The organism is Fulvimarina uroteuthidis (genome assembly GCF_034321785.1).
Classification (GTDB): domain Bacteria; phylum Pseudomonadota; class Alphaproteobacteria; order Rhizobiales; family Rhizobiaceae; genus Fulvimarina; species Fulvimarina uroteuthidis.
Genome location: NZ_JAXLPB010000002.1, coordinates 646,870 through 668,436, shown reverse-complemented (window position 1 = coordinate 668,436; position 21,567 = coordinate 646,870). Strand labels below are relative to the sequence as shown.

Here is a 21,567-nt window from a genome sequence, read left to right as displayed (position 1 = left end):
CCTCACTGGGGCGCGCGCGGGAAGGGTTGCGACCGCGAAGGCGGGCGGGCAAAGAAGACAGATCCGGGAGGAGACACGCATGACGATGATCAAAGTTCAGGACGAATGGAAGAGCCGCGCCAAGATCGACGCGGCGACCTATGAGGAGTGGTACAAGCGGTCGATGGACGATCCGGAGGGCTTCTGGAAGGAACATGCCAGGCGCATCGACTGGATCAAGGAGCCGACCAGGATCAAGTCGACGGATTTCACCTATCCCGACGTTTCGATCCGATGGTTCGAGGATGGCGAACTCAATGTCTGCTACAATTGCGTCGATCGCCATCTGAAGGATCGCGGCGACCAGACCGCCATTTTGTGGGAAGCGGACGAGCCGGGCAACGCCCAGCACATTTCCTACAAGCAGCTGCACGAGCATGTCTGCAAGTTCGCCAACGTCCTGAAGGAACTCGGCGTCAAGAAGGGCGACCGCGTCGTCATCTACCTTCCGATGATCCCGCAGGCCGCCTATGCCATGCTGGCCTGCGCCCGCATCGGCGCGATCCATTCGGTGGTGTTTGCCGGCTTCTCGCCCCAGGCGCTGCGGGACCGGGTGAACGATTCCGACGCCAAGCTCGTCATCACCGCCGACCACGCCCCGCGCGGCGGCCGGGCGACGCCGCTCAAGAAGAACGCCGACAAGGCCTTCGACGGCATCACCGGCGACGTGAAGTGCCTCGTGGTCAAGCGCACCGGCGACGAGACCCCGATCACCGAGGGCCGGGATTTCTGGCTGCACGAGATGGAGGCGAACGTCTCCAACGATTGCCCGTGCGAGACGATGAACGCCGAGGACCCGCTCTTCGTCCTCTACACGTCCGGCTCCACCGGCAAGCCGAAGGGCGTCGTCCACACCTCGGGCGGCTACATCGTCTACACCTCGATGACCCACGAATACGTCTTCGACTACCATGATGGCGACATCTACTGGTGCACCGCCGACGTCGGCTGGATCACCGGCCACAGCTACATCGTCTACGGCCCGCTCGCCAACGGCGCGACGACCCTCGTCTTCGAATCGACGCCCACCTATCCGGACGCCTCGCGCTGCTGGAAGGTGTGCGAGGAGCACAAGGTCACCCAGTTCTACACCGCTCCGACGGCGATCCGCGCCCTCATGGGCAAGGGCCGCAAGTTCGTCGAGGACCACGACATGTCGGCCCTCAAGGTGCTCGGCACGGTCGGCGAACCGATCAATCCGGAAGCCTGGAACTGGTACTACAACGAGGTCGGCCAGGGCCGCGTCCCGATCGTCGACACCTATTGGCAGACCGAGACCGGCGGCATCATGATCACCGCGCTGCCGGGCGCGACGGACCTCAAGCCCGGCTCGGCGACGAAGCCCTTCTTCGGCATCCGGCCGGTCATCCTCGATCCGCAGTCGGGCGAGGTTCTCGAAGGCAATGGCGTTGAGGGCGTCATCGCGATCGCCGATTCCTGGCCGAGCCAGATGCGCACGGTCTACCGCGATCACCAGCGCTTCGCGAACACCTATTTCCAGCAGTACAAGGGCTATTACTTCACCGAGGACGGCGCCCGCCGCGACGAGGACGGCTATATCTGGATCACCGGCCGCGTCGACGACGTGATCAACGTGTCCGGCCACCGCATGGGCACGGCGGAAGTGGAAAGCGCCCTCGTCGCCCACAAGGCGGTTTCGGAGGCGGCCGTCGTCGGCTTCTCGCACGACGTCAAGGGCCAGGGCATCTATTGCTACGTGACCCTGATGGAGGGCACCGAGCCCAGCGACGCGCTGCGCGACGAACTCGTCAGCCATGTGCGCTCGGAAATCGGCCCGATCGCCAAGCCCGACGCCATCCAGTTCGCGCCCGACATGCCGAAGACCCGTTCGGGCAAGATCATGCGCCGCGTTTTGCGCAAGATCGCGGAGGACAAGCTCGACGAACTCGGCGACACCTCCACCCTCGCCGACCCGACGGTCGTCGACGACCTGATCGAGAACCGCCAGAACAAGGGCGGCGCAGCCTCCAGCTAAGCCGGCTGGTGTCGCGATCCGCCATCGGAACGCGTGGCGGGACGGGCCTTCGGGCCCGTCTCCTCGTCCGCGATAGGGCGTCGTCTCGGTCTTTCCACCGGCAGCGAGGACATGGATGCCCGGCCCAGCCTATCCCGTAACGCCCGACGGCCGATATTTCGTCGCCAAGGACCGGCTCTGGCGCTGCAGCGATCCGCGGTTGCCCGAGGACATCCGGCAGGCCGCCGTCGACGATCTGATGGCCGCACGCCGCGCGGTGCGACAGGCACGCTCCGAGGTGGAAACCCGCGCGGCCCGCGGCGCCGTCGATGCGGCCAAACGCCGTCTCGGCGAACGCGGCCCCGTCTGGTGGGAGGACGGCGCGCCCGACGAAACCCGCAAGGCGCCGTGGAATTCCTCCTATGCGCGCTGGTGGGCGGCACGCGACGCGCCGGCCTGACAGCCGCGCGATCGCGCGTTCGGGATACCGTTCGAAATGGGATCGCCTGTTGCGTCCCTGTCATGAAAAGCCGCTACGCAACGTGCACGGGCAACTTGGATTGCCTCGGGTTCAACGGGATCGGCCGATCATGAGACACTTGCTCACCCTTACGCTCACAGCGTCGCTGTTGACTGGAACCGCCCTCGCCCAGGACGCGGGCTCGAACGCCGCGGCCTCGCCGGCGGACGCGTCCACCGCCACCCTGCCCCAGGCGAACTCGGTCTGGTACACGGACGCCCAGGTGCGCATCCAGGAGATGCTGGCCCGCCAGCCGAACACCAACCGTGCCAAGAACGTCATCCTCTTCGTGTCCGACGGCAACGGCGTCGGCACCAATTTCGCCGTCCGCGTCTTCGACGGCCAGTCCAAGGGCATGCTCGGCGAGGAAAACGTGCTTCCTTACGAGGCTTTCCCGAACACGGCTCTCGTCAAGACCTACAATATCAACGCCCAGACCCCCGACTCGGCGCCCACCGCCGGCGCGATGAACACCGGCATCAAGCAGCGCTTCAACACGATCAACCTGTCCGAAGACGGTCGCCACGACCAATGCGCTTCGGAGGAGGGCAACAAGCTCACAACATTTGCCGAAATGGCGACCGAAGCCGGCAAGTCGGTGGGCGTGGTCTCCACCGCCCGCATCACCCACGCAACGCCGGCCGGTGTCTACGCCAAGACCGCCAGCCGCGACTGGGAAGCCTCGGCCCCCGAAGGCTGCACGGACATCGCGACCCAGCTTGTCGAGCAGATGAAGGCGGGCGTCGTCGACATCGCCCTCGGCGGCGGCGGCGGCATGTTCTTCTCCGAAGGGGCCGACACCGAAGGCGCCTACGCGGGCAAGCGCGAAGACGGCAAGAACCTCGTGGAAGAGGCGACCAGCGCCGGCGCAAGCTACGCCTACAATGCCGAGACCCTGAAAGCTGCCGACATGTCCGGCGACAAGCCGGTGCTCGGCCTCTTCGGATCGAGCCACATGAGCTACGAGGTCGATCGTCCGGACAGCGAGCCTTCGCTCACCGACATTTCGCTCGCGGCCCTCGACTATCTGAAGAACAACGATCAGGGCTTTTATCTCGAGATCGAGTCGGGCCGTGTCGACCACGCCAACCATGACGGCAACGCCTACCGCACCCTCACCGATGGCCAGGAATTCGCCCGTGCGGTCGCCGCGGTCGATGCGGCGACCGATGACGAGGACACGCTCATCATCGTCACCGCCGACCATGAGCATGCCATTTCCTTCAACGGATATTGCGGACGCGGCAACCCGATCCTCGGCCTTTGCCACGATGTCGATCCGAACGGAATCAAGCACAGCGACACGCCGCTCCTGGCCGACGACGGCAAGCCCTACACGGTCATCGGCTATCTCAACGGCCCGGGCTCGGTCCTCACCCCGATGGAGACGGCCGAGACCGTTCCGCCGACGGACCAGACCGCCGACGCCGTCGAAGCATCGGTCACCGGCGATGCCGCTCCGGAAACGGAGAATTTCTCCGGCTCGCGTCCCGACGTGACCGAGGAAGAGGCGACCGACATGGACTATATCCAGCAGGCGCTGATCCCGCTTTCGTCGGAAACCCATTCGGGCGAAGACGTCATGGTGTTCGCCAAGGGCCCATGGGCCCACCTCTTCGACGGCGTCATCGAGCAGAACTACATTTTCCACGTAATGAACCACGCGGCCCTGGAAGCGGCCGACGCCGCGCAATAGGCATCGTCATGGGCGAGGTCGGGAGGCGCGGCGACGGGCCTCCCGTTTCGCATGCCGGGTCTCGATGCCGGTTTTGCGGCCGGGCCCGCTTCGCAAGGTTCGCAAAGTTCGCGTGACGGGCGTTGCGAGGTGCGCGCCCGGCGCCGGCCCGGGCCGAAAGAGGAAAGACGGCGATGAAACGCAGGGACTTCCTGAAATTTTCCGGCGCGGGACTCCTCGCCGCCTGCGCCATGCCGCAGGATGCGTTCGGGGCGAGCGACATCATCAGGCTCCGCGATCTTTACGAGAAGGACCAGAGCTTCACCGCTCTCGCCAAGCGCCTCGAAGGCGAGCGCGTCGGCGTCATCGGCTACATGGCGCCGCCGCTGAAGGCCGAATCCTCCTTCTTCGTCCTCACCCGCCGCCCCATGGCGGTCTGCCCGTTCTGCGAGACCTCCCTCGACTGGCCGGACGATATCGTCGCGATCTACACCAAGCGAACCGTCGACGTGGTCCGCTACTCGATCAAGCTCGTGACCACCGGACGGCTCGAACTCGGCGAGTTCAAGGATCCCGAAACCGGCTTCGTCTCGATGGTCCGCCTCGCCGACGCGACATACGAACGCGCATGACCGGGCCTCGGACACCGGCTGCGTCGAGCCTCTCGATCAGCGATCTCGCGGTGCGCGGCGAGGACGGCCGGGTGATCCTCACGGTGCCCGCCCTCGAAGCCGCGCCGGGCGTCTCGCTTGCGATCGAAGGCCCCTCCGGCGCAGGCAAGTCGACGTTTCTCTACGCGCTCGCAGGCCTCGTGACGCACACGTCCGGATCGATCCGCTGGGGCGCGACCGATCTTCTGGCCGCCAGCGGCACCGAGCGCACCCGGTTCCGCAAGAACCATCTGGGCATGATCTTCCAGGATCATCTTCTCTTCGAGGAGCTGAGCCCGCTTGCCAACGCCGCGATCTCGGCCGGCTATGCCCCGCGCGCCAGGCGCCGCGCCATCGTCGAGCGGGCCCGGACGCTGCTCGAGCGCTTCGGCCTCGGCGATGTGGAAGCGCGCACCGTGCGCAGCTTTTCCGGCGGCGAGCGCCAGCGCATCGCGGTTGCCCGCGCGCTTGCAGGCAATCCCGACATCATCCTCGCGGACGAGCCGACGGCCGCCCTCGACCGGGCCAATGCCGACCGGCTGATCGACGATCTCGCCGGCCTTGCGCGCGAGGAAGACAGAACGCTGATCGTCGTCAGCCACGACGCCCGGCTGACCAATGCGATGCAGCGCCGCGTACGGATCGCCGACGGCCGGCTTGTGGAGGCGGATGCAGGATGATCGATTTCGCCGGCGACTGGTGGTCGGGCCTTCCCGCCCTCGCGCAGGACCTTCTCTGGCTCTGCCTTCTCGCCGCCCCCGGCCTTCTTCTCGGCGTCCTCGTCGTCGCCGGCCACAGGCCGTTCGCGCTCGCAGCCGCCATGGCGAAGCGCTTCACCTTCACCAGCCTCCTGTTCGGCGCCCTCATCGCCGTCTCGGTCGGAATCGGCACCGGGCTGATCGCACAGGAGCGGGCGCTTCGCGAAGGCACGGCCCGCGCGGCCGACCCGTTCGATCTCGTCATCGCGGCCCCCGGCAGCGAGATCACGGCGATGCTCGCCGCGGTCTATCTCGAAGCCTCCGACGTGCCGCTCGTTCCCGGCGACCTTTATGCCGAGATCGCGGACGATCCGCGGGTGGCCATCGCCGCGCCGATCGGCTTCGGCGATCATCTGGACGGGGCGCCGGTCGTCGGCACCACGCCGCAATTTGTCGCCCACCTGGCCGGCGAACCGGCGCAGGGCCGCATGTTCGCCGATCATTTCGAGGCGGTCGCCGGCGCCCTCGCCCCGCTCGGCGTGGGCGACCGCTTCACCCCGCGGCACGGCACCGAAGAGGCGGAGGGCGAAGCCGGCGATCACCACGACCATGAGGGCTACGAATTTTCGGTGGTCGGGCGCATGGCGCCGACGGGAAGCCCCTGGGACCGGGCTTTGCTCGTGCCCATCGAGGCGGTGTGGGAGGTGCATGGCCTTGCGAACGGCCACGCACCGGAGCATGAGGAACAGGTCGGCCCGCCCTTCGACGCCGCCTATTTTCCCGGCACGCCCGCCATTCTCGTCACCGCCAGCGAACTCACGCAGGCCTACGCACTTCGGGCGACCTATCAGACCGAGCGGACGATGGCCTTCTTTCCGGGCGCCGTCCTGTCGAGCCTCTACGGGCTTCTGGGCGATGTGCGCGAGGCGATGTCGGTTCTGGCGATCGTCACGCAGGTTCTCGTCACGGCCGGCGTCCTTGCCGGTCTCGTCATCCTCTCCCGGCTGTTCGCGCGGCAGATGGCGCTCCTCAGGGCGCTTGGCGCACCGTCGCGCTTCGTCTTCGCCGTCGTCTGGTCCTATGCCGCGGTCCTGATCCTTGCCGGGTCGGGCGCCGGGCTTCTCGTCGGCTACGGCGCGGCGCGCATCATCTCGGCCATCGTCTCGGCGCGCACGGACATTCTCATCGAGGCCTCCCTCGGCTGGACGGAACTCCATCTCGTCGCCGGCTTCGTCAGCCTGACCCTTGTCATCGCGCTTTTGCCGGCGACGATCGCCCTAATGCGGCCGCCGGTCGCCGATCTGAGGGCCTGACGCCGCCAGGCCTTCGCGGCCCGCCTTTCACCGGTTCAGTCGAAGGCGCTCGGCAAGCGCTGCGACGACGCCCGGCTCCGTCCACGACAGCGAGCCCTCGTGCCGCCACAGGAGCGACGGTCCGGGCCCGATGATGAAGCTTGCCGGATAGCCGAACACGCGAAACGCCGATCCGATGGGCCCGTCCGCGACCTGCCACGTGCGAAGGTCCGGCAAAGCGAGGTCGTCGTCGAGAAAGCTGCGAACCTGCGCGAACGGCTTGCGATCCACCGAGACCAGAAGGAGGCGCCCGGCCGCTCCCCTTCGGTCCAGTTCGGCGGCGAAGGAAGCGATCTGTGGCAGTTCGGTCAGGCAGGGCGCGCACCAGGTCGCCCACAAATGGAGAAGGGTCGGTTCCGCCGGCAGGACATCTTCGAGTGCCCGCACCCGCGTGCCGTCCGTCACCGTGATCGCGCCGAGATCGAGCGCCCGACCCTCGGCGGCCCGGCCGGCGCGCCCGGACACGCCCGCGGAAGCGAAGCCGGCGAGGATCGCCCCCAGCATGCGCCTGCGCCCCTGGTCGGGCCGGGTTTCCTCGCTTGCAGCCTCGTCGGTCATCGCCTTCCTTTCCGCTATCCACGGCGCCGACCGGCGTTCGCATGGGCAGGTCGCGGATGCCGTACGCAGCAGGATCGCCGTGCCCTTACGGGCGCTTGATGCCGTTTTGCAACGACCTTGAAAGCATTTGCCGCCGAAACGCCATCATGTCACCATTTTGCCGTTCTCTTCGGATGAAAAGCGCGTGCCGTAGGGGATGGGGACTCTTCACGAACCTGATTGCCGGCCTCGATGCCGCCGCCGCGCCGTTCAGGGGAGGTTCAACCGCTTCGCCCGACACCTGGCGAGCGCGCACCGCGTTCCGAGCCTAGAATTTTTTCGACCGTGCCCAGGAAGGGCCAGCCGACAAGGACCTGTAAATGACCGCATTCAAGACCACACTGAAGGCTCTCGGCGTTGCCGCCGGCCTCACCTTGTCGCTCGGCGCGACCAGCGCGTTCGCGCAATCCTGCGGCAACGGCCCGGCCGGTTTCGAGCAGTGGAAGCAGCAGTTCGCGGGCGTCGCCCAGGCGAACGGCGTCGGCAACCGGGGCCTGCAGGCGCTCGCGGGCGCGCGCTACAACGACAAGACCATCCGCATCGACCGCGCGGCCCAGAAGGGCGGGTCCGCCTTCACCATGAGCCTCGACACCTTCCTCAACAAGCGTGGCGGCGCCTCCATCGTCAGCACGGGCAAGAAGAAGCTCGCCCAGAACAAAGCCATGTTCGCCGACATCCAGAACCGCTACGGCATCACGCCGGGTCCGATCCTGGCCATCTGGGGCATGGAGACCGGCTTTGGCGGCTTCATGGGCTCGGAAAACGTCGTTTCGTCGGCCGCGACCATCGCCTACGATTGCCGCCGTTCCGATTTCTTCAAGCCGCATCTCGTCGCAGCGCTCAAGCTGATCGATCGTGGGGGCCTGTCGCCCAATTCGCGCGGTGCCGGCCATGGTGAGTTCGGCCACACCCAGTTCCTCGCCAACAACATCCTGCAGTACGGCGTCGACGGCGACGGAGACGGCCGCGTCGATCTGTCGACCACGCGCGATGCGCTCTACTCCACCGCCAACTTCCTGCGCCAGCACGGCATGACGGCGAACTACCAGCAGGGCCAGGCCGGCTATCGCGGCATTCAGGGCTGGAACGCGGCCCCGGTCTACCAGCAGGCGATCGCCTATCTCGGCGCCCAGATCGACAGCTGAGCGTCCAGCCCCGCTTGAATCTGCGACATGACGAAGCCCCGGGCGACACCGTCCGGGGCTTTTTCGCGGGCGACCGTTCGAGATCCGGGCGCGTTAGTCCCCGCCGCCCGGCCAGAAAGCCCGGCGCCGCCGGCAGGCTCAAGCCGGATCGAGGTCCCGATAGCGCCGGAAGATGCCGTCCTCGTTGAACGGCAGCGCGCGTGGGCTGGCCAGGTAGGCCGCGATGCTCGCAAGGTCGCCGATCGCCCGCGCCAGCGCCTTCACCTTGGGCGCTTCCGGCCACGCCGTTTCCATCGCATTGGGGAACGCATGATCGAGCCCGCGGCAGGTCTGAAACAGTGCGAGATCGGCGTAGGTCATGGTCCTGCCCACGAGCCAGCCGGAATCGTGCTCGTTGTTTTCGATGAGATTGTCGGACCAGGACAGGAATTTCGGAAGCCGGTTCGCTCGAAAGTCCGCGGCCCGGCGCCGGGCCTCGTCGATCTGGTCCTCGTAGCGAAGCGAAACGGCGATCGGATGGTGGGTGTCGTGGACCTCGGACACGAGGTCCATCACCGTCAGCGCGATCGAAAGGGCGGCGGCCTCGCCGGCCGGATCCGTCGGAACCAGCCCGCAACGCCGAGCCACATGGGCGCAGCACAGTGCGGTCTGGGACACCAGCAGGCCGCCATCCACGATGAAGGGCGGCGCGAACGGCACGAAGCCGCCCTTTCGCCCCTCGATGATGGCGGCCATGGGCTCGATCCCGCCGCCCTCCTCAACCGGAAGCCGCGCGACGTCGCGATAGGCGAGGCCGCCGGCTTCGAGGACGAGCCGCACATATTCCCCGCGCCCGGGAATGGTCGGCCAGTAATAAAGATCGATCATGATCGCCCCCGCCCTCGCCTGCCGCCCCGCACCGTGGAATGTGCGACACTCGTCCGCCGCGGCAGACGTCGCCGCGCGGCCGCCGAGCGAAACGCTTGCAACCTAGCCAAGATAGGTCTTCAGCGCCGCCGCGGTGCCCTTGTCGTGCAGCATGCGCAGCCAGTCGGCGAATGCGTTCGCAAAGCGCGGTTCGTCCTTCAGCGTGCCGTAGATGTCCGTCATTTCCAGCCAGGCGGACGGATCGGTCTTCGCGGCCTTCGCACGCTCGGTCAGGCGATCCCAGTTCGGATCGTTGGCCTCGATCGCCGCACCGGAATCGGTCGTTCCGAAACAGTACCGGCACCAGAGCGCGCTTGCGAGCGCGAGACCCGACACGTCCCGGTCCCTGGCGATATTGTCCCTGATCGAGGGGATGATGAACTTTGGCTGGCGGTTCGAGCCATCGAGGCAGAGCCTGCGGATCGTGTCGGCGATCTTCGGGTTGGCGAAGCGCGTCTCGATCAGCTTGAAATAGTCGTTAAGGCTCGTGTCCGGCACCGGCGGCACGATCGGGAGGATCTCGTCGCCCTCGACCTTCTTGAGAAAGGCGGCGACGAGGTCGTTCTCCATCGCCTCATGGGCGAATTCGATGTCCATCAGCCCCGCGGGATAGGCGATCACCGCATGGCCGCCGTTGAGGATGCGGATCTTCATGGTCTCGTAAGGGCCGACATCGGGCACGAACTGGACGCCGACCCGATCGAGCGCCGGGCGGCCGGCGGTGAACCGGTCCTCGAGCACCCACTGGATATAATCCTCGCAGAACACCGGCCAATCGTCCGCGACGCCGAAATCCTCGCGCACGATCCGGCGCTCCCGCTCGCCCGTCGCCGGGGTGATCCGGTCGACCATGCCGCTCGGGAAAGCGACGGTCTCGCCGATCCAGGCCGCAAGTTCCGGATCGGCCGCCTTCGCAAGCCCCATCACGGCGTCCCGGGCCACCTTGCCATTGTGCGGAAGATTGTCGCAGCTCATCACCGTGAACGGGGTCTCGCCCGCCGCGCGGCGGTTCTTCAGGGCCTTCAGGATGACGCCGAAAACCGTCTGCGGATTGTCGAGGTCGGCCGCATCGGCGACGATCTTCGGGTGGTGCGGATCGAACGCGCCGGTCGAGGGATCGACGAAATAGCCGCCTTCGGTCACGGTCAGCGAGACGATGCGGATGCGCGGATCGGCAAGGCGGTCCACGATTGCCTGCGGGTCGCCCGGCTCGACGAAGTCGATCAGCGCGCCGGTGACGCGGGCTGTCGAGCTTTCGGCTTCCTGCGCGACGACGGTCGCCAGATAGTCCTGACCCTTCAGCGTGTCGCGCACCTTGGCATCGAACGGCATCAGCCCCGCGCCGACGACGGCCCAGTCGAGGTCGCGCCCGGTCTCGAACAGGCGGTCGAGATAGACCTCCTGATGGGCACGGTGGAAATTGCCGACGCCGATATGCAGGATGCCCGCGGTCAGGTCGGCGCGCGCATAGGCCGGCGTCCCGACATTCGCCGGCAGCCGATCAAGGGTTTCGAGCGAGAGTTTCGTGGTCATCGGACTGTCCTCAACATGCCGCAGGCTCTGGAATCCGCCCGGCCCGCGCGGTGGCTCGTTCCTTGCGAACATAGGAAGATCGCGACGTCGGCAAGCTCTTGCCTTCCGGTTCGCCCGTCCGGCCTTCCATCATGCCGCGCTTATCGTTGCGCCAGCGAACGGCGCCCGCCAAAAGCTGCACGGGTCGGCGACCTCAGCCGGCGAGGAAGTAATAGCCCGCCAGAAACAGGCCGAACGCGATGACGAAGATCCGCACCGCGATCTGCGGCACGCGCTGGGCGATCCACACGCCGCAATAGCCGCCGAGCGCGATGCCCGGCGCCATGGCGAGCGCACCCGGCCAGTTGACGACGCCGCCGGAGACGAACACCACGATCGCGACGATCGCGATCACGTTGGCAAGGACGTTCTTGATCGCGTTGAGGCGATGATAGTCGCCGCTTTCGGTGAGCCCCAGCGTCGCCAGCATCATGATCCCCATGCCGGCCCCGAAGAAGCCGCCATAGATCGAGGTGACGAACTGCAGGAGGGGGCCGGAAATGTTCCGGCCCTGCCGCGCGGTCTCCTCGTGCTTCGGTCTCGGCTTCAGCCAGGGCCCCGCCGCAAACAGCAGGGTCGCGGCGAGAAGCAGCCAGGGCACGAGGGCGCGGAACCGGTCATTGTCGAGCCACAGCAGCAGCAGCGCGCCCAGAAGCGAGCCGATCACCGAGACGATGGACAGCACGACCAGCCCGCGCCAGAGCGTCTTCAGGTCCTTGAGGTAAGGCAGGGTCGAGGTGAAGTAGCCCGGCAGCTGCGCGATCGAGGACGAGGCGTTGGCCATGATCGGCGGCACGCCGATCAACGTGAAGGCACCGAACGAAATGAACGTGCCGCCGCCCGCGACCGCATTGATCGAGCCGGACACGAAGCCCGCGAAGAACAGAAGCGCGATGGTAAGGATGGACATCGAATGCCTGCCGGTATTTCGGGCCTGACGGCCATGGTGCACTGCAGCCAAGGGCAGCTCGGTTCGTATCGCCCTTGGCCGGCGGTTCTCTTAGGCGTCGCGGCGGGCGGCCGCAAAACCGGTTGCCACCTCATCGCCCGGCGCTGGAGCGTCGGCCCGAAGATCGGCGTGGATCTTCGGTAAGCCCGATGCGCAAAAATCGAAGAGATGGCTGGAGCATCCTACGTCTTTTCAAACCCACGATGGTCTAGACGCCGGAAAGCGCCCGGTCGAGATCCTCCAGCAGATCGTCCACATGCTCGATGCCGACCGAAAGACGCATCAGCCCGTCGGAAATGCCCAGCTGGTCGCGGGCGTCCTGGCTGAGATTCTTGTGGGTCGTCGTCGCCGGATGGGTCGTCAGCGTGCGCGTGTCGCCGAGATTGTTCGTGAGGAGAATCAGATCCAGCCCGTTGGCGAACGCGAACGCCTCGCGCTTGCCGCCCTTCAGCTCGAACGCGATCAATGTCGAGCCGCCGGTCATCTGCCTGGAGACGACCGCCGCGTCCGGATGGTCGGCGCGGCCCGGATAGATCACGCGGGCGACCTTCGGGTGCTCGGCGAGAGTGTCGGCGATCCGCCCGGCGGACGCCGTCGCCCGATCGACGCGCAAGGGCATCGTCTCGACGCCTTTCAGGAGCGCCCAGGCGTTGAACGGCGACATGGCCGGCCCGGTGTGCCGGTGATAATCGTGCAGATATTCCTCGATCCAGTCCTTCGACGACAGGACGATGCCGCCGAGACAGCGGCCCTGCCCGTCAATGTGCTTCGTCGCCGAATAGATGACGATGTCGGCACCGAGTTCCATCGGTCGCTGGAAGAGCGGGGTCGCAAACACATTGTCGACGACGAGGCGGGCGCCGGCCGCGTGGGCGATCTCGGCGACGGCCGCGATGTCGACGATCTCCAGCGTCGGATTGGTCGGTGTCTCCATGAAGAAGACCTTGGTGTTGGGGCGCACCGCCGCCTGCCACTCGTCGAGATTGCGGCCGTCGACGAATGTCGAGGCGACCCCCATACGCGACAGGACGGTCTCCACCACGTAGCGGCACGAGCCGAACAGGGCGCGCGCCGAGACGATGTGATCGCCCGCCTGGAGCTGGCACTGCAGGGCGCTGGCGACCGCCGCCATGCCGGAGGCGGTGGAGCGCGCGTCTTCGGCGCCCTCCAGCAGCATCATGCGCTCCTCGAACATGCGGGTCGTGGGGTTGGAATAGCGCGAATAGATGAAGCCCGGATCCTCGCCCTTGAAACGGGCTTCCGCCTGCTCGGCGCTATCGTAGACATAGCCCTGGGTCAGGAAGATCGCTTCGGACACTTCCCCGAAGTTCGACCGCATGGTCCCGCCGTGCACGAGTTCGGTCGCCGGCCGCCAGCTCTTGCGGCTTTCGTTTGTCTTCAGCATGGTCGCTCCAGGTCGCTCCAGATTCCCGACGTAAAAAAACCGGCCCTTGCGAGGATCGCTTCGGGGCCGGTTCGAGACGGACAAAAAAGGTCCACGTTTCGGATCGGCCCTTTAGCGAATTGTTTAACGTGGCTGCAAGCCGGCCGGCCAAATCACCACTTCGCTTTGCGCTTACGGGAATTTCGCGTAAGCGTCAAATCACGAGAACGCGCTTCTTCGATCCCGCCCGGACGGCGTCGCGGAAGGACGGGCGGCTGAACGAGAGCAGGAACGGCAGTGGCGACAGACGAAACGGACCAAGAACCCGCCGGCATCCTGCCCGATCGCGACATCGCCGCCCTGTTCGAGGCGGGCGCGATCGCCGCTCCCCGCGCCCGCGACGAAGATCAGATCCAGCCCGCCTCCCTCGACCTGCGGCTCGGCGACCGGGCCTACCGGGTGCGCGCGAGCTTCCTGCCGGGGCTTCTTCGCACGGTGGACGAGAACCTTGCGCGATTCTCGCTGCACGAATTCTCGCTCGAGGCCGGCGCGGTCCTCGAAACCGGCTGCGTCTACATCGTGCCGCTGCAGGAGCGGCTGGCACTGCCCGGCGCCGTGCGCGCGACCGCGAACCCGAAATCCTCCACCGGCCGGCTCGACATCTTCACCCGCGTCCTCACCGACCGGGGCCGCGAGTTCGACAAGGTGGCGCCCGGCTATCATGGGCCGCTCTATCTGGAAATCTCACCGCGCACCTTCCCGATCCTCGTCAGGCAGGGCTCGCGCCTCAGCCAGATCCGGTTTCGACGCGGCGAGCCGGCTCTGAACGGCGCGGATCTCGAAGCGCTCCACGCCGAGCATCGCCTCACCTCCGACAGCGCCGCCAACATCACCGGCGGCGGCATCGCACTGTCGATCGACCTGAAGGGCGATGCCGACCATCTCGTCGGCTATCGCGGCAAGCGCCACACCGGGGTCGTGGACGTGGACAGGCGCGCGGCGAACCGGATCGCCGATTTCTGGGAGCCGATCCATCGTTCCGGCGAGGGCGAACTCGTGCTCGATCCGGACGAGTTCTACATTCTGGTGTCCAAGGAGAGCGTCCACGTGCCGCCGGCCTATGCCGCGGAGATGACGCCGTTCGATCCGCTGGTGGGCGAGTTTCGCGTCCATTATGCCGGCTTCTTCGATCCCGGCTTCGGCCACGATGCGGCGGGCGGCAAGGGCTCGCGCGCCGTCCTGGAAGTGCGGAGCCACGAGGTGCCGTTCATTCTCGAGGACGGCCAGATCGTCGGCCGTCTCGTCTACGAACACATGGCGTCCCTGCCGAACCGGCTCTACGGCGCGGACCTGAAGAGCAATTATCAGGCGCAGGGGCTCAAGCTGTCCAAGCACTTCGCCTGAGCGCCCCGTGCCGCTTCGGCGGCTTCGAGCTGCAGGCCCGGCGCCCGGTCCGGCGAAGCCGTCGATCGGAGCCGCCCCGTCAGAGATAGACCTGCGAGCCCTGTCGCCGGCCGCGCTCGAGGACGGCGCTGTCGGAAGCAGCGCTTTCCGAGACGGCCGGCGATCCAGCGGTTCCGGCGGGCCGCTCGCGCCCTCCCCCCGTCTCGCCGCGCGAATTGCCGGCCTCGCCGCCACGGGACATGGGCTGGTCCGGGCGGCCTTGCGCGATCTCTTCGCCCGCGGGCACCTGACGCACCGGCGTGCCCGGATCGCGCAGGGTGATCGTGACGCGGGCCTCGTCGAGATCGAACCCGGCCCCGGCCATCGCCTTCTTCAGCCCCTCGCGGTCGTCCTGCAGGCGCATCAGCGTCTCGGGCTCGGTCACCGACAATTGGAGCGTCATCTGGCCGGCGACGATCTGCATCAGCACGTCGAGCTTGCCGAAATGCGCCGGCTGCAACTGGATCTGCAGCGTCTTCATGGCCGCGCCGCCAGCCTGGTAGCGAACCCGTTCGTCGCTTTGAGCAAAGCCGGACCTGGGTGTCGCTGCGCCGGCGCCGGGCGCCGGGCCCTGGCGCTCGCCGCCCGGCGACAGCGTTTCGGCGAGCGCCGTACCGATCTGCTTGCCGAAATCGGCATTCGGATCGATCGTCCTTTCGATCGTCTTCGCGCCGTCCGCGGCCCCCTGCGCCGCGCGCTCGGCGGCAAGGCTTGCGCCTCTTGCGCCTCTTGCGCCCGCGCCCCGGTTGTCCGGTACCGCCTCGCTCTTGCCATCGGCTTTAAGGCCGTCCAGGCCTTCGGCCAGAAGCTCCGGATCGGTCTTCGCCGACCCCGAGCCAGACGCCGATCCAGACCCCGAAACAGACGCCGAACCCTCGTCCCGCACGCCCTCTTTGCCAAGGCTGCGGAGTGCGGCGTCGAGCCGCTTGGCCGCTCCTCCATTGACCGCGCCGGCCGCCAACGCCCCGGTCTCGCCCATGCCGACAGGCTGGAAGTCGGTGCGCATCGACACCAGATCGGCGCGGACCGTGACGCCTTCCCCCCTGCCGACCGGCGTGCCGGCGCCGACCGCGCCGGGCAGCACGGCTTCGGCCGTCTCGTTCTGTCCGGCGAGAAGCTGCTCGAGGGATGCGGCACCCCGGGCGCTTACGGGCGCCCGGACAAAATCGTCTTTTGCGCCGTCGATGCCCTTGGCACCGTTCGCCAGGACGATCTGCCCTGCCATGCCCTCGGCAAGGATGATGGCCTCGGCCTGCGCGGTCGCGCTCTCCGGCGAACCCGCCATGTCGCCATTCGACACCCCATTCGACTGGAGGAGCGCCCGTTCGAAGCCGAGCCTTCCGGGCGTGCGTCCCGCGACGGCCGGCGTCTCGCCGGTTGTCCCGGCCTCCGTGGCAAGCCGGTTCGGGCCGTCGGTGCCATCGTCCCCGGCCGGCTTGTCCGCGTCGGTTTTCCTGTGATGCGATCCGGTCTTCAGGATGAAGTCGAACTGCCCGCCATCGTCCTCGCTCCCACCTGGTGCAGGCGAACGCTTGGTGGGGCCGGCGCCGTCGAGCATGGCGCTTGAAATCTGTGCACTCATGGGGCGAACGTCTTCAGATCGTTGTCGATTGCGTTGATGAGGGATTCGGCTCGCGCCAGGGTCTGGTTTTCCCCCGGCGTCTCGCTCGAGGCCCCGGCGGAGGCGATCGTCGCCGGCTCGCGGATCGCGTTCACCACGTCCATCGCCGCATTCTTGAGCGCAAGGTCGGACGGGTGCAGAAGCGCGTCGTCGATCGCGGCGAGCGTCGTCAGGGTCTCGCTCTGGTCGCGCCCCGACAGGGTCGAGGCCACATGATAGAGCAGCGCGCGCTGGCGATCGGCCGGCGCCGCACTCTCGATCCGCAAGGCCTCCTGCGCGGCCTGGCCGGCAAGTTCCAGATTGCCGCCGACGAGCGAGCGGCGCGAAACCGACAGGTACATCGCAAGCCGCTGTTCGTCCGGCAGCAGCCGCAAGGTGTCCGCCATGGTTTCCAGGGTCTCGAGCTCGCTTCCGCGCGGCCGGTCGGAATAGACGGCGGAAAAGCGCGCGCGAAAGTTGCCGGCATAGATCGACGAGGCGTATCGGTCGAAATATTGCCGCGCGTAGCGATCGGCCTTTTCGGTCTTCCCGGCGTTTTCCGCCAACAAGACCCCGAGGCGCAGGGCCGCCTCGTCGAGCAGCGTTCCCGGCGCGGCGAGCATCACGTTCTCGAGCAGCCGCAGCGATTCGTCCGGATGCTCGATCTCGCGCAGCTGGGCGAGCGCCAGATTGATCTGGGCGGCGAAGATCGTCTCCTCGCGGGACAGATCGATCGCGGAGAGCTTGGCCTCGGCTTCCTCGGTGCGGTTGGCCGCATAGGCGAGGATCCCGTCGATCATCGGTTCGTCATGGGCCTCGAACACGCCGGACTGGCGCAGGTCGCGCAAGGCTTCCGCCGGCCCGCCGGACAGGACGAAGAGCGCCACGGCGCGCACGTTGCGCTTGTCCTGCCAGATCTCAGGCGCGCGATGGGAGAGCGACGGGCCGAACCATGCGAGCAGCCTGCGCTGCACCTTGAGCGCCGCCGTATTGCCGCGCGCGGCCTGATCCTGGAGATATTGCAGCGAGCGCACCACCTCGAAGGGCATGGGCGGGCGTTCGGTCTGCCAATGGACCCCCGCCTCCGCGCTGTCGTCGCCATGAGCGTCTTCCGCGGCTTCGGCTTCGCCGACCTCCGCCTCATCGTCCGCATGGCCGGCCGGCTCCTCGCCCCGGGCGGCCTGCGCGGCCGCGCGCACCTCCTCGGACGTCGCCTCGCCGTGCGCGTCCTCGGCGGCATGCACGGGGGCGAGTGCGGCGAGCGCCAGGCAGGTGCCCGCCAGAAGCGAAAGGGCAAGGGACGAACGGGTCATCTCAGACGTCCTCGACGAGCAGGATCTCGATCCGGCGATTGACGTCGGATTCGGGATTTGCCGCGTCCTTGGGCTTGCGGTCGGCAAAGCCCTCGATCGCCTGGAAGCGCTCCGTCTCAAGGCCGCCGCGCGTCAGCATGTAATAGGCCATGTGCGCCCGCGCCGTCGAAAGCCGCCAATTGTCGTAATTCTCGCTCTTGAAGGGGCGTGCATCGGTGTGGCCACGGACGACGATCCGGCCGGCCCGCGTCTTCAGCACGTTGGCGATCTTCTCCATCATGGCCACGGCCTCGCCGTTCGGCTTGGCCGAGCCGACCGAGAACATGCCGGAGTCGAAATCGTCGGAGAGCGAGATCATGATCCCCTCTTCGCCCTGGCTCACCTCGACATTCGCCGGAACGCCCTCGCCCATCTGGCCGAGTTCGGCTTCGATGTCGCTCTTCAGGTCGGCGACCGCGCTGGCTTCCGTCTCCGGCGCAGCCTCGGTCTCGGCTTCGCCTTCCGCGGCCGCCTCGGGCGGCAGGGCGGACGCGGCGATCTCGCCGCCGGCGGCGGCCTCGCCCTCACTTGCCGCTGCGCCTTCGGGCGGCAGCACGGCGGTCTTGAACTCGGGCGGCGGCAGGTCCTCGACCGCGCCGCCGGATTCCACCATGTTCGGCGAGAGCTGCCAGGACTGGGGATCGAACGGATCGCGATACGCCTCGCCGCCGTTCATGCCCGGCAGGCCCGACCCGTCGGGCACGCCCTCGCGCTCGCCCGAGCCCGAGGACGTCGAATTCGCCGCGATTTCGGCAAGCACCGCATAGGGATCGCGGAACATGGCCTGCTCCTCGCCGCCGGTCTCGTCGCCTGCCATAGGCTGGCCGCCCGGGGTTCCGTCCACCTGCACGTCGAGGGCGCCCTCGGTTTCGGACAGAACGTCGGACTGCACGTTCTTCTGGTCGACGCCGCGCGAAGTCGGCGCCGAATCCGTCATCTGGATCGGGTTGAAGTACTGGGCCACCTGGGTGCGGGTCGATTCGTCCGTGGAGTTCGTCAGCCACATGACGAGGAAGAACGCCATCATCGCCGTCATGAAGTCGGCGAAGGCGATCTTCCACACGCCGCCATGATGTTCGTCGTGGGCGCCGCCGCGCCGCTTGACGATGATGATTTCCTGATGGTCGCGGTGGCCGGCATCACTCATGACAAGGCGTCCTCGAGGGCGTTGCGCCATTCGCCGAGGCGGGACTGGAGCACGGTCTGGCCCATCTCGACCTTGACGTCGATCGCGTCGTCGGACGGGTTGAAGGTCACATGGCCGGCCCGGTCGCCGAGCGCTGTCCGCAGGGTGTCGAGAAGATCGGCGGGGCCCGTCGCCTTCACCGACATCGCCTGCCCGTCATAGGACAGGGTCGCGATGGCTTCGACGAGATCGTCGACGCTCTGGCGCTGGCGGGCATTGATGGCGAGCGGGCGCAAGATGCTCGACAAGGTCATGCGCATGGCGTCGCTGAGACGCTTCGTCTGCTCGGCCAGCGCGTCTGCAAGACGCGCGCCCTCGGTCTCGGCCCAGCTGGCGCGTGCGGCCTCGATCGCCTCGGCCTGGCGCAGTTCGGCAGCCTCGCGCTCGGCTTCGAGGGCGGCCTCGACCGCCGCGTCGCGGTCGGCGTCCGCCTGCGCCAGCGCTTCGCTCCGGCCGCGCTCGTAGGCGCTCTTGCGGGCTTCGTCGAGGGCCCGTCCCGCCGTCACCTGGCCGGCCCGTTCCTTCAGATCGTTCTGGAGGGCGCGCGCGTCATGGATCGGCTGATCGGGCGCGGCGCGGCGGCGCAGTTCGCTTTCCATCTCCCGGTAGAGCGCGTCCGGGTCGGTCTCGAAGGCGCTGTCGTCCAGCGGGTCGGCATCGAGACCGGGATCGAGAGGAGCCGGCTTGGCGAGGCTCTCGAAGGAGCGCGCCTTCGGCGCGGGGGCACGCGGGCTGCCGACCGCCTGGAAATCGGCCTTGCGGCGCTCCTGCGTCTTCGCCGCCTTCGGGGCGAAGCTCTGGAACCCGCCGTCCCCGTCTTGTTCGTTGAGATATTGCGCGAGAGGAATCATGGGTTACGCCGCCTCTTTCTGTTTGAGCCATTGCTTCAGGACGTTTGCGGCCTGACTCTCGTCCATATCCACGAGGGCTTCGATCCGGGCCTGGGGCGAATTGACGGCATCGGACATGTCCTCGATGAAGGACGGTCCCATGCCGGGAAATCCGAGCATACCGTCCGAACCTGTCTCCGTGCCTTCGCCGGCGCGCTGGAGCATTTCGGCAAGGTCCGGCGCGTCGTTGTCGTTGTCGGCGCCGTTCGCATCGGGGGCGGCCAGCGCCCGGATCGCCGGCTTGAGGCCGAACCAGATCACCAGGACGGAGACGATGAGAATGGTCAGGGCGTTGATGAGCGTGCCGGACTGACGCATGAACATCTCGCCGAAGCCCGGGCCCGGGATCGGTTCGAGGCTGCCGTCCGCGTCGACGAAATCGACGGCCGTCACCTTCAGCTGATCGCCGCGCTCTTCCGAGAAGCCGGAGGCGGAGGCGACGATGCTCTCGATCTCGGCGACACGCGCATCGATATCCTCATCGGTCGCGTTCTCGCCGATGACGGCCGACAGGCGCTGGCGATTGATGACGACGGCGATCGAGAGCTGCTCGACCTCGTAGCCTTCCGACGTCGTCTGGATCGTCTTTTCGTTGATCTCGTAATTGGTCAGCTCTTCCTTGCGCTGCTTCTCGTCGGTGGAGGTCTCGCCGCCCGGCGCGCCCTCGACCTCGTCGGCCGCCTGAATGTCCTGCTCGATGCCGACCGGCTCGTTCTGCACCGCGTTCTTGCTCTCGTCGCTTTCCTTGACCGAGCGGACCGAGCGCTCGACGCGGCTTTCGGGATCGAAGATCCGCTCCGAGGTCTGGCGGCGATCGGTGTTGAGGCTCGCGGTCACCGAGGTCTGGAAATTGCCGACGCCGAGATAGGGGGCGAGCGTGCGGCGGATCGATTCCTCGACGCTGCCCGACATGATCTTCTCGATGCCGAACAGCTTGGAGGGCGCGTTCGAGACGCCCTCGTCGCCGGAGGCGAGAAGCGTGCCGTCGGAGTTGAGGATCGTGACCTCCTGCGGCGACATTCCGGGGATGGCGGCGGCGACCAGCGAGCGGATCGCGGCGGCCGAGGCGAAATCCTCGGAGGAATCGGTGCGGATCACGACGCTCGCCGAAGGCTTGCGGCGCTCGCGGCGGAACGAGCCCTCGTCGGACAGGACGATGTGGACGCGCGCGGCGCGGATGTTGGACAGGGTCTGGATCGTGCGGGCGATCTCGCCCTCGAGCGCCCGGACCCGGGTCACCTCCTGCATGAAGGAGGTGAGGCCGATCGAGCCGATATTGTCGAACAGTTCGTAGCCGGCGTTTTCGGAGCGCGGCAGGCCCTTTTCGGCGAGCAGCATGCGCGCGGGCCCGGTCTGCGAGAACGGCGTCTGCACCGCGTCGCCCTCGGCCGACACGTCGAACGGGATGCCGGCCTCCGTCAGCGCCGCGCCGATGCGCGTCACATCGGTCCGGTCGAGGCCCGAATAGAGCGTCTCCATGTCGGGCCGCGACAGGAAATAGCTGCCGAGCCCGACGAGAACGACGACCAGGAGACCGACGATCCCGAGAGCGGCCAGCCGTTTCGGCCCGAGTTGGGTGAGATTTGAGACAAGCTGTTGTCCCTGTCCGCTCAAGAGACCGGCCATGACGCACT

The 21,567-nt window shown here is 67.3% G+C and carries 18 protein-coding genes and 1 riboswitch; of the genes, 8 read left to right on the top strand and 10 right to left on the bottom strand.

Going from position 1 to position 21,567, the window contains the following annotated elements:
* Positions 1 to 79: 79 nt before the first annotated feature.
* The 6 genes from acs (at position 80) to U0C82_RS07915 (ending at position 6,870) form a co-directional block, all read left to right on the top strand.
* On the top strand, positions 80 to 2,035 hold the full coding sequence (gene acs / locus U0C82_RS07940) for an acetate--CoA ligase (protein ID WP_322186538.1): 1,956 nt from the start codon (positions 80 to 82) through the stop codon (positions 2,033 to 2,035).
* Positions 2,036 to 2,150: 115 nt separating this feature from the next.
* A complete protein-coding gene (locus U0C82_RS07935) occupies positions 2,151 to 2,474 on the top strand; it encodes a hypothetical protein (RefSeq protein ID WP_322186537.1) in 324 nt (107 codons plus the stop codon).
* A gap of 130 nt (positions 2,475 to 2,604) precedes the next feature.
* Entirely contained in the window at positions 2,605 to 4,230 is a 1,626-nt protein-coding gene (locus U0C82_RS07930; RefSeq protein WP_322186536.1) for an alkaline phosphatase, read from the top strand.
* A gap of 173 nt (positions 4,231 to 4,403) precedes the next feature.
* Positions 4,404 to 4,841 (top strand): hypothetical protein, encoded by a 438-nt coding sequence (locus U0C82_RS07925; RefSeq protein WP_322186535.1) that lies wholly within the window; start codon positions 4,404 to 4,406, stop codon positions 4,839 to 4,841.
* Complete coding sequence (locus U0C82_RS07920) at positions 4,838 to 5,539, top strand: ABC transporter ATP-binding protein (RefSeq protein WP_322186534.1); 702 nt, start codon at positions 4,838 to 4,840, stop codon at positions 5,537 to 5,539. Before U0C82_RS07925 ends, U0C82_RS07920 begins: the two co-directional genes overlap by 4 nt.
* The gene (locus tag U0C82_RS07915; protein ID WP_322186533.1) at positions 5,536 to 6,870 is read left to right on the top strand and encodes an ABC transporter permease; all 1,335 of its coding nucleotides are present in this window, start codon (positions 5,536 to 5,538) and stop codon (positions 6,868 to 6,870) included. The genes U0C82_RS07920 and U0C82_RS07915 overlap by 4 nt, the downstream gene beginning before the upstream one ends.
* Positions 6,871 to 6,897: 27 nt before the next feature.
* Here U0C82_RS07915 and U0C82_RS07910 read toward each other — a convergent pair whose 3' ends face one another.
* Positions 6,898 to 7,467, bottom strand: coding sequence for a TlpA family protein disulfide reductase (locus U0C82_RS07910; RefSeq protein WP_322186532.1), 570 nt, complete (start codon positions 7,465 to 7,467; stop codon positions 6,898 to 6,900).
* A 359-nt stretch (positions 7,468 to 7,826) separates the two neighbouring features.
* Between U0C82_RS07910 and U0C82_RS07905 the strand changes: the two genes are divergently transcribed.
* Positions 7,827 to 8,651, top strand: a complete 825-nt coding sequence (locus tag U0C82_RS07905; RefSeq protein WP_322186531.1) for a lytic murein transglycosylase — start codon at positions 7,827 to 7,829, stop codon at positions 8,649 to 8,651.
* A gap of 138 nt (positions 8,652 to 8,789) precedes the next feature.
* Here the strand turns inward: U0C82_RS07905 and U0C82_RS07900 are convergent, their stop codons facing one another.
* The 4 genes from U0C82_RS07900 to U0C82_RS07885 form a co-directional block, all read right to left on the bottom strand.
* Positions 8,790 to 9,518: a glutathione S-transferase gene (locus U0C82_RS07900; RefSeq protein ID WP_322186530.1), complete on the bottom strand. Its 729-nt coding sequence runs from the start codon at positions 9,516 to 9,518 to the stop codon at positions 8,790 to 8,792.
* 102 nt (positions 9,519 to 9,620) lie between these two features.
* A complete protein-coding gene (locus U0C82_RS07895; protein ID WP_322186529.1) occupies positions 9,621 to 11,090 on the bottom strand; it encodes a mannitol dehydrogenase family protein in 1,470 nt (489 codons plus the stop codon).
* 193 nt (positions 11,091 to 11,283) lie between these two features.
* Complete coding sequence (locus tag U0C82_RS07890; protein WP_322186528.1) at positions 11,284 to 12,039, bottom strand: sulfite exporter TauE/SafE family protein; 756 nt, start codon at positions 12,037 to 12,039, stop codon at positions 11,284 to 11,286.
* Positions 12,040 to 12,286: 247 nt separating this feature from the next.
* A complete protein-coding gene (locus U0C82_RS07885; protein ID WP_322186527.1) occupies positions 12,287 to 13,483 on the bottom strand; it encodes an O-succinylhomoserine sulfhydrylase in 1,197 nt (398 codons plus the stop codon).
* 91 nt (positions 13,484 to 13,574) lie between these two features.
* A riboswitch (SAM riboswitch) is annotated at positions 13,575 to 13,652 on the bottom strand.
* A 107-nt stretch (positions 13,653 to 13,759) separates the two neighbouring features.
* Here U0C82_RS07885 and U0C82_RS07880 point away from each other — a divergent pair.
* Positions 13,760 to 14,866 carry a 2'-deoxycytidine 5'-triphosphate deaminase gene (locus U0C82_RS07880; protein WP_322186526.1) on the top strand — a complete coding sequence of 369 codons (1,107 nt, stop codon included), beginning with the start codon at positions 13,760 to 13,762 and terminating at the stop codon, positions 14,864 to 14,866.
* Positions 14,867 to 14,945: 79 nt separating this feature from the next.
* Here U0C82_RS07880 and fliK read toward each other — a convergent pair whose 3' ends face one another.
* Genes fliK through fliF form a run of 5 tightly spaced genes read right to left on the bottom strand, consistent with a single transcriptional unit; the run spans position 14,946 to position 21,559 of the window.
* The gene (fliK, locus tag U0C82_RS07875) at positions 14,946 to 16,487 is read right to left on the bottom strand and encodes a flagellar hook-length control protein FliK (RefSeq protein WP_322186525.1); all 1,542 of its coding nucleotides are present in this window, start codon (positions 16,485 to 16,487) and stop codon (positions 14,946 to 14,948) included.
* A complete protein-coding gene (locus U0C82_RS07870) occupies positions 16,484 to 17,818 on the bottom strand; it encodes a hypothetical protein (protein WP_322186524.1) in 1,335 nt (444 codons plus the stop codon). Before U0C82_RS07870 ends, fliK begins: the two co-directional genes overlap by 4 nt.
* 1 nt (position 17,819) lies before the next feature.
* Positions 17,820 to 19,004: a MotB family protein gene (locus U0C82_RS07865; protein WP_322186523.1), complete on the bottom strand. Its 1,185-nt coding sequence runs from the start codon at positions 19,002 to 19,004 to the stop codon at positions 17,820 to 17,822.
* Positions 19,001 to 19,894 carry a hypothetical protein gene (locus U0C82_RS07860; RefSeq protein ID WP_322186522.1) on the bottom strand — a complete coding sequence of 298 codons (894 nt, stop codon included), beginning with the start codon at positions 19,892 to 19,894 and terminating at the stop codon, positions 19,001 to 19,003. Before U0C82_RS07860 ends, U0C82_RS07865 begins: the two co-directional genes overlap by 4 nt.
* A 3-nt stretch (positions 19,895 to 19,897) precedes the next feature.
* Positions 19,898 to 21,559, bottom strand: coding sequence for a flagellar basal-body MS-ring/collar protein FliF (gene fliF, locus U0C82_RS07855; RefSeq protein ID WP_322186521.1), 1,662 nt, complete (start codon positions 21,557 to 21,559; stop codon positions 19,898 to 19,900).
* Positions 21,560 to 21,567: the final 8 nt, after the last annotated feature.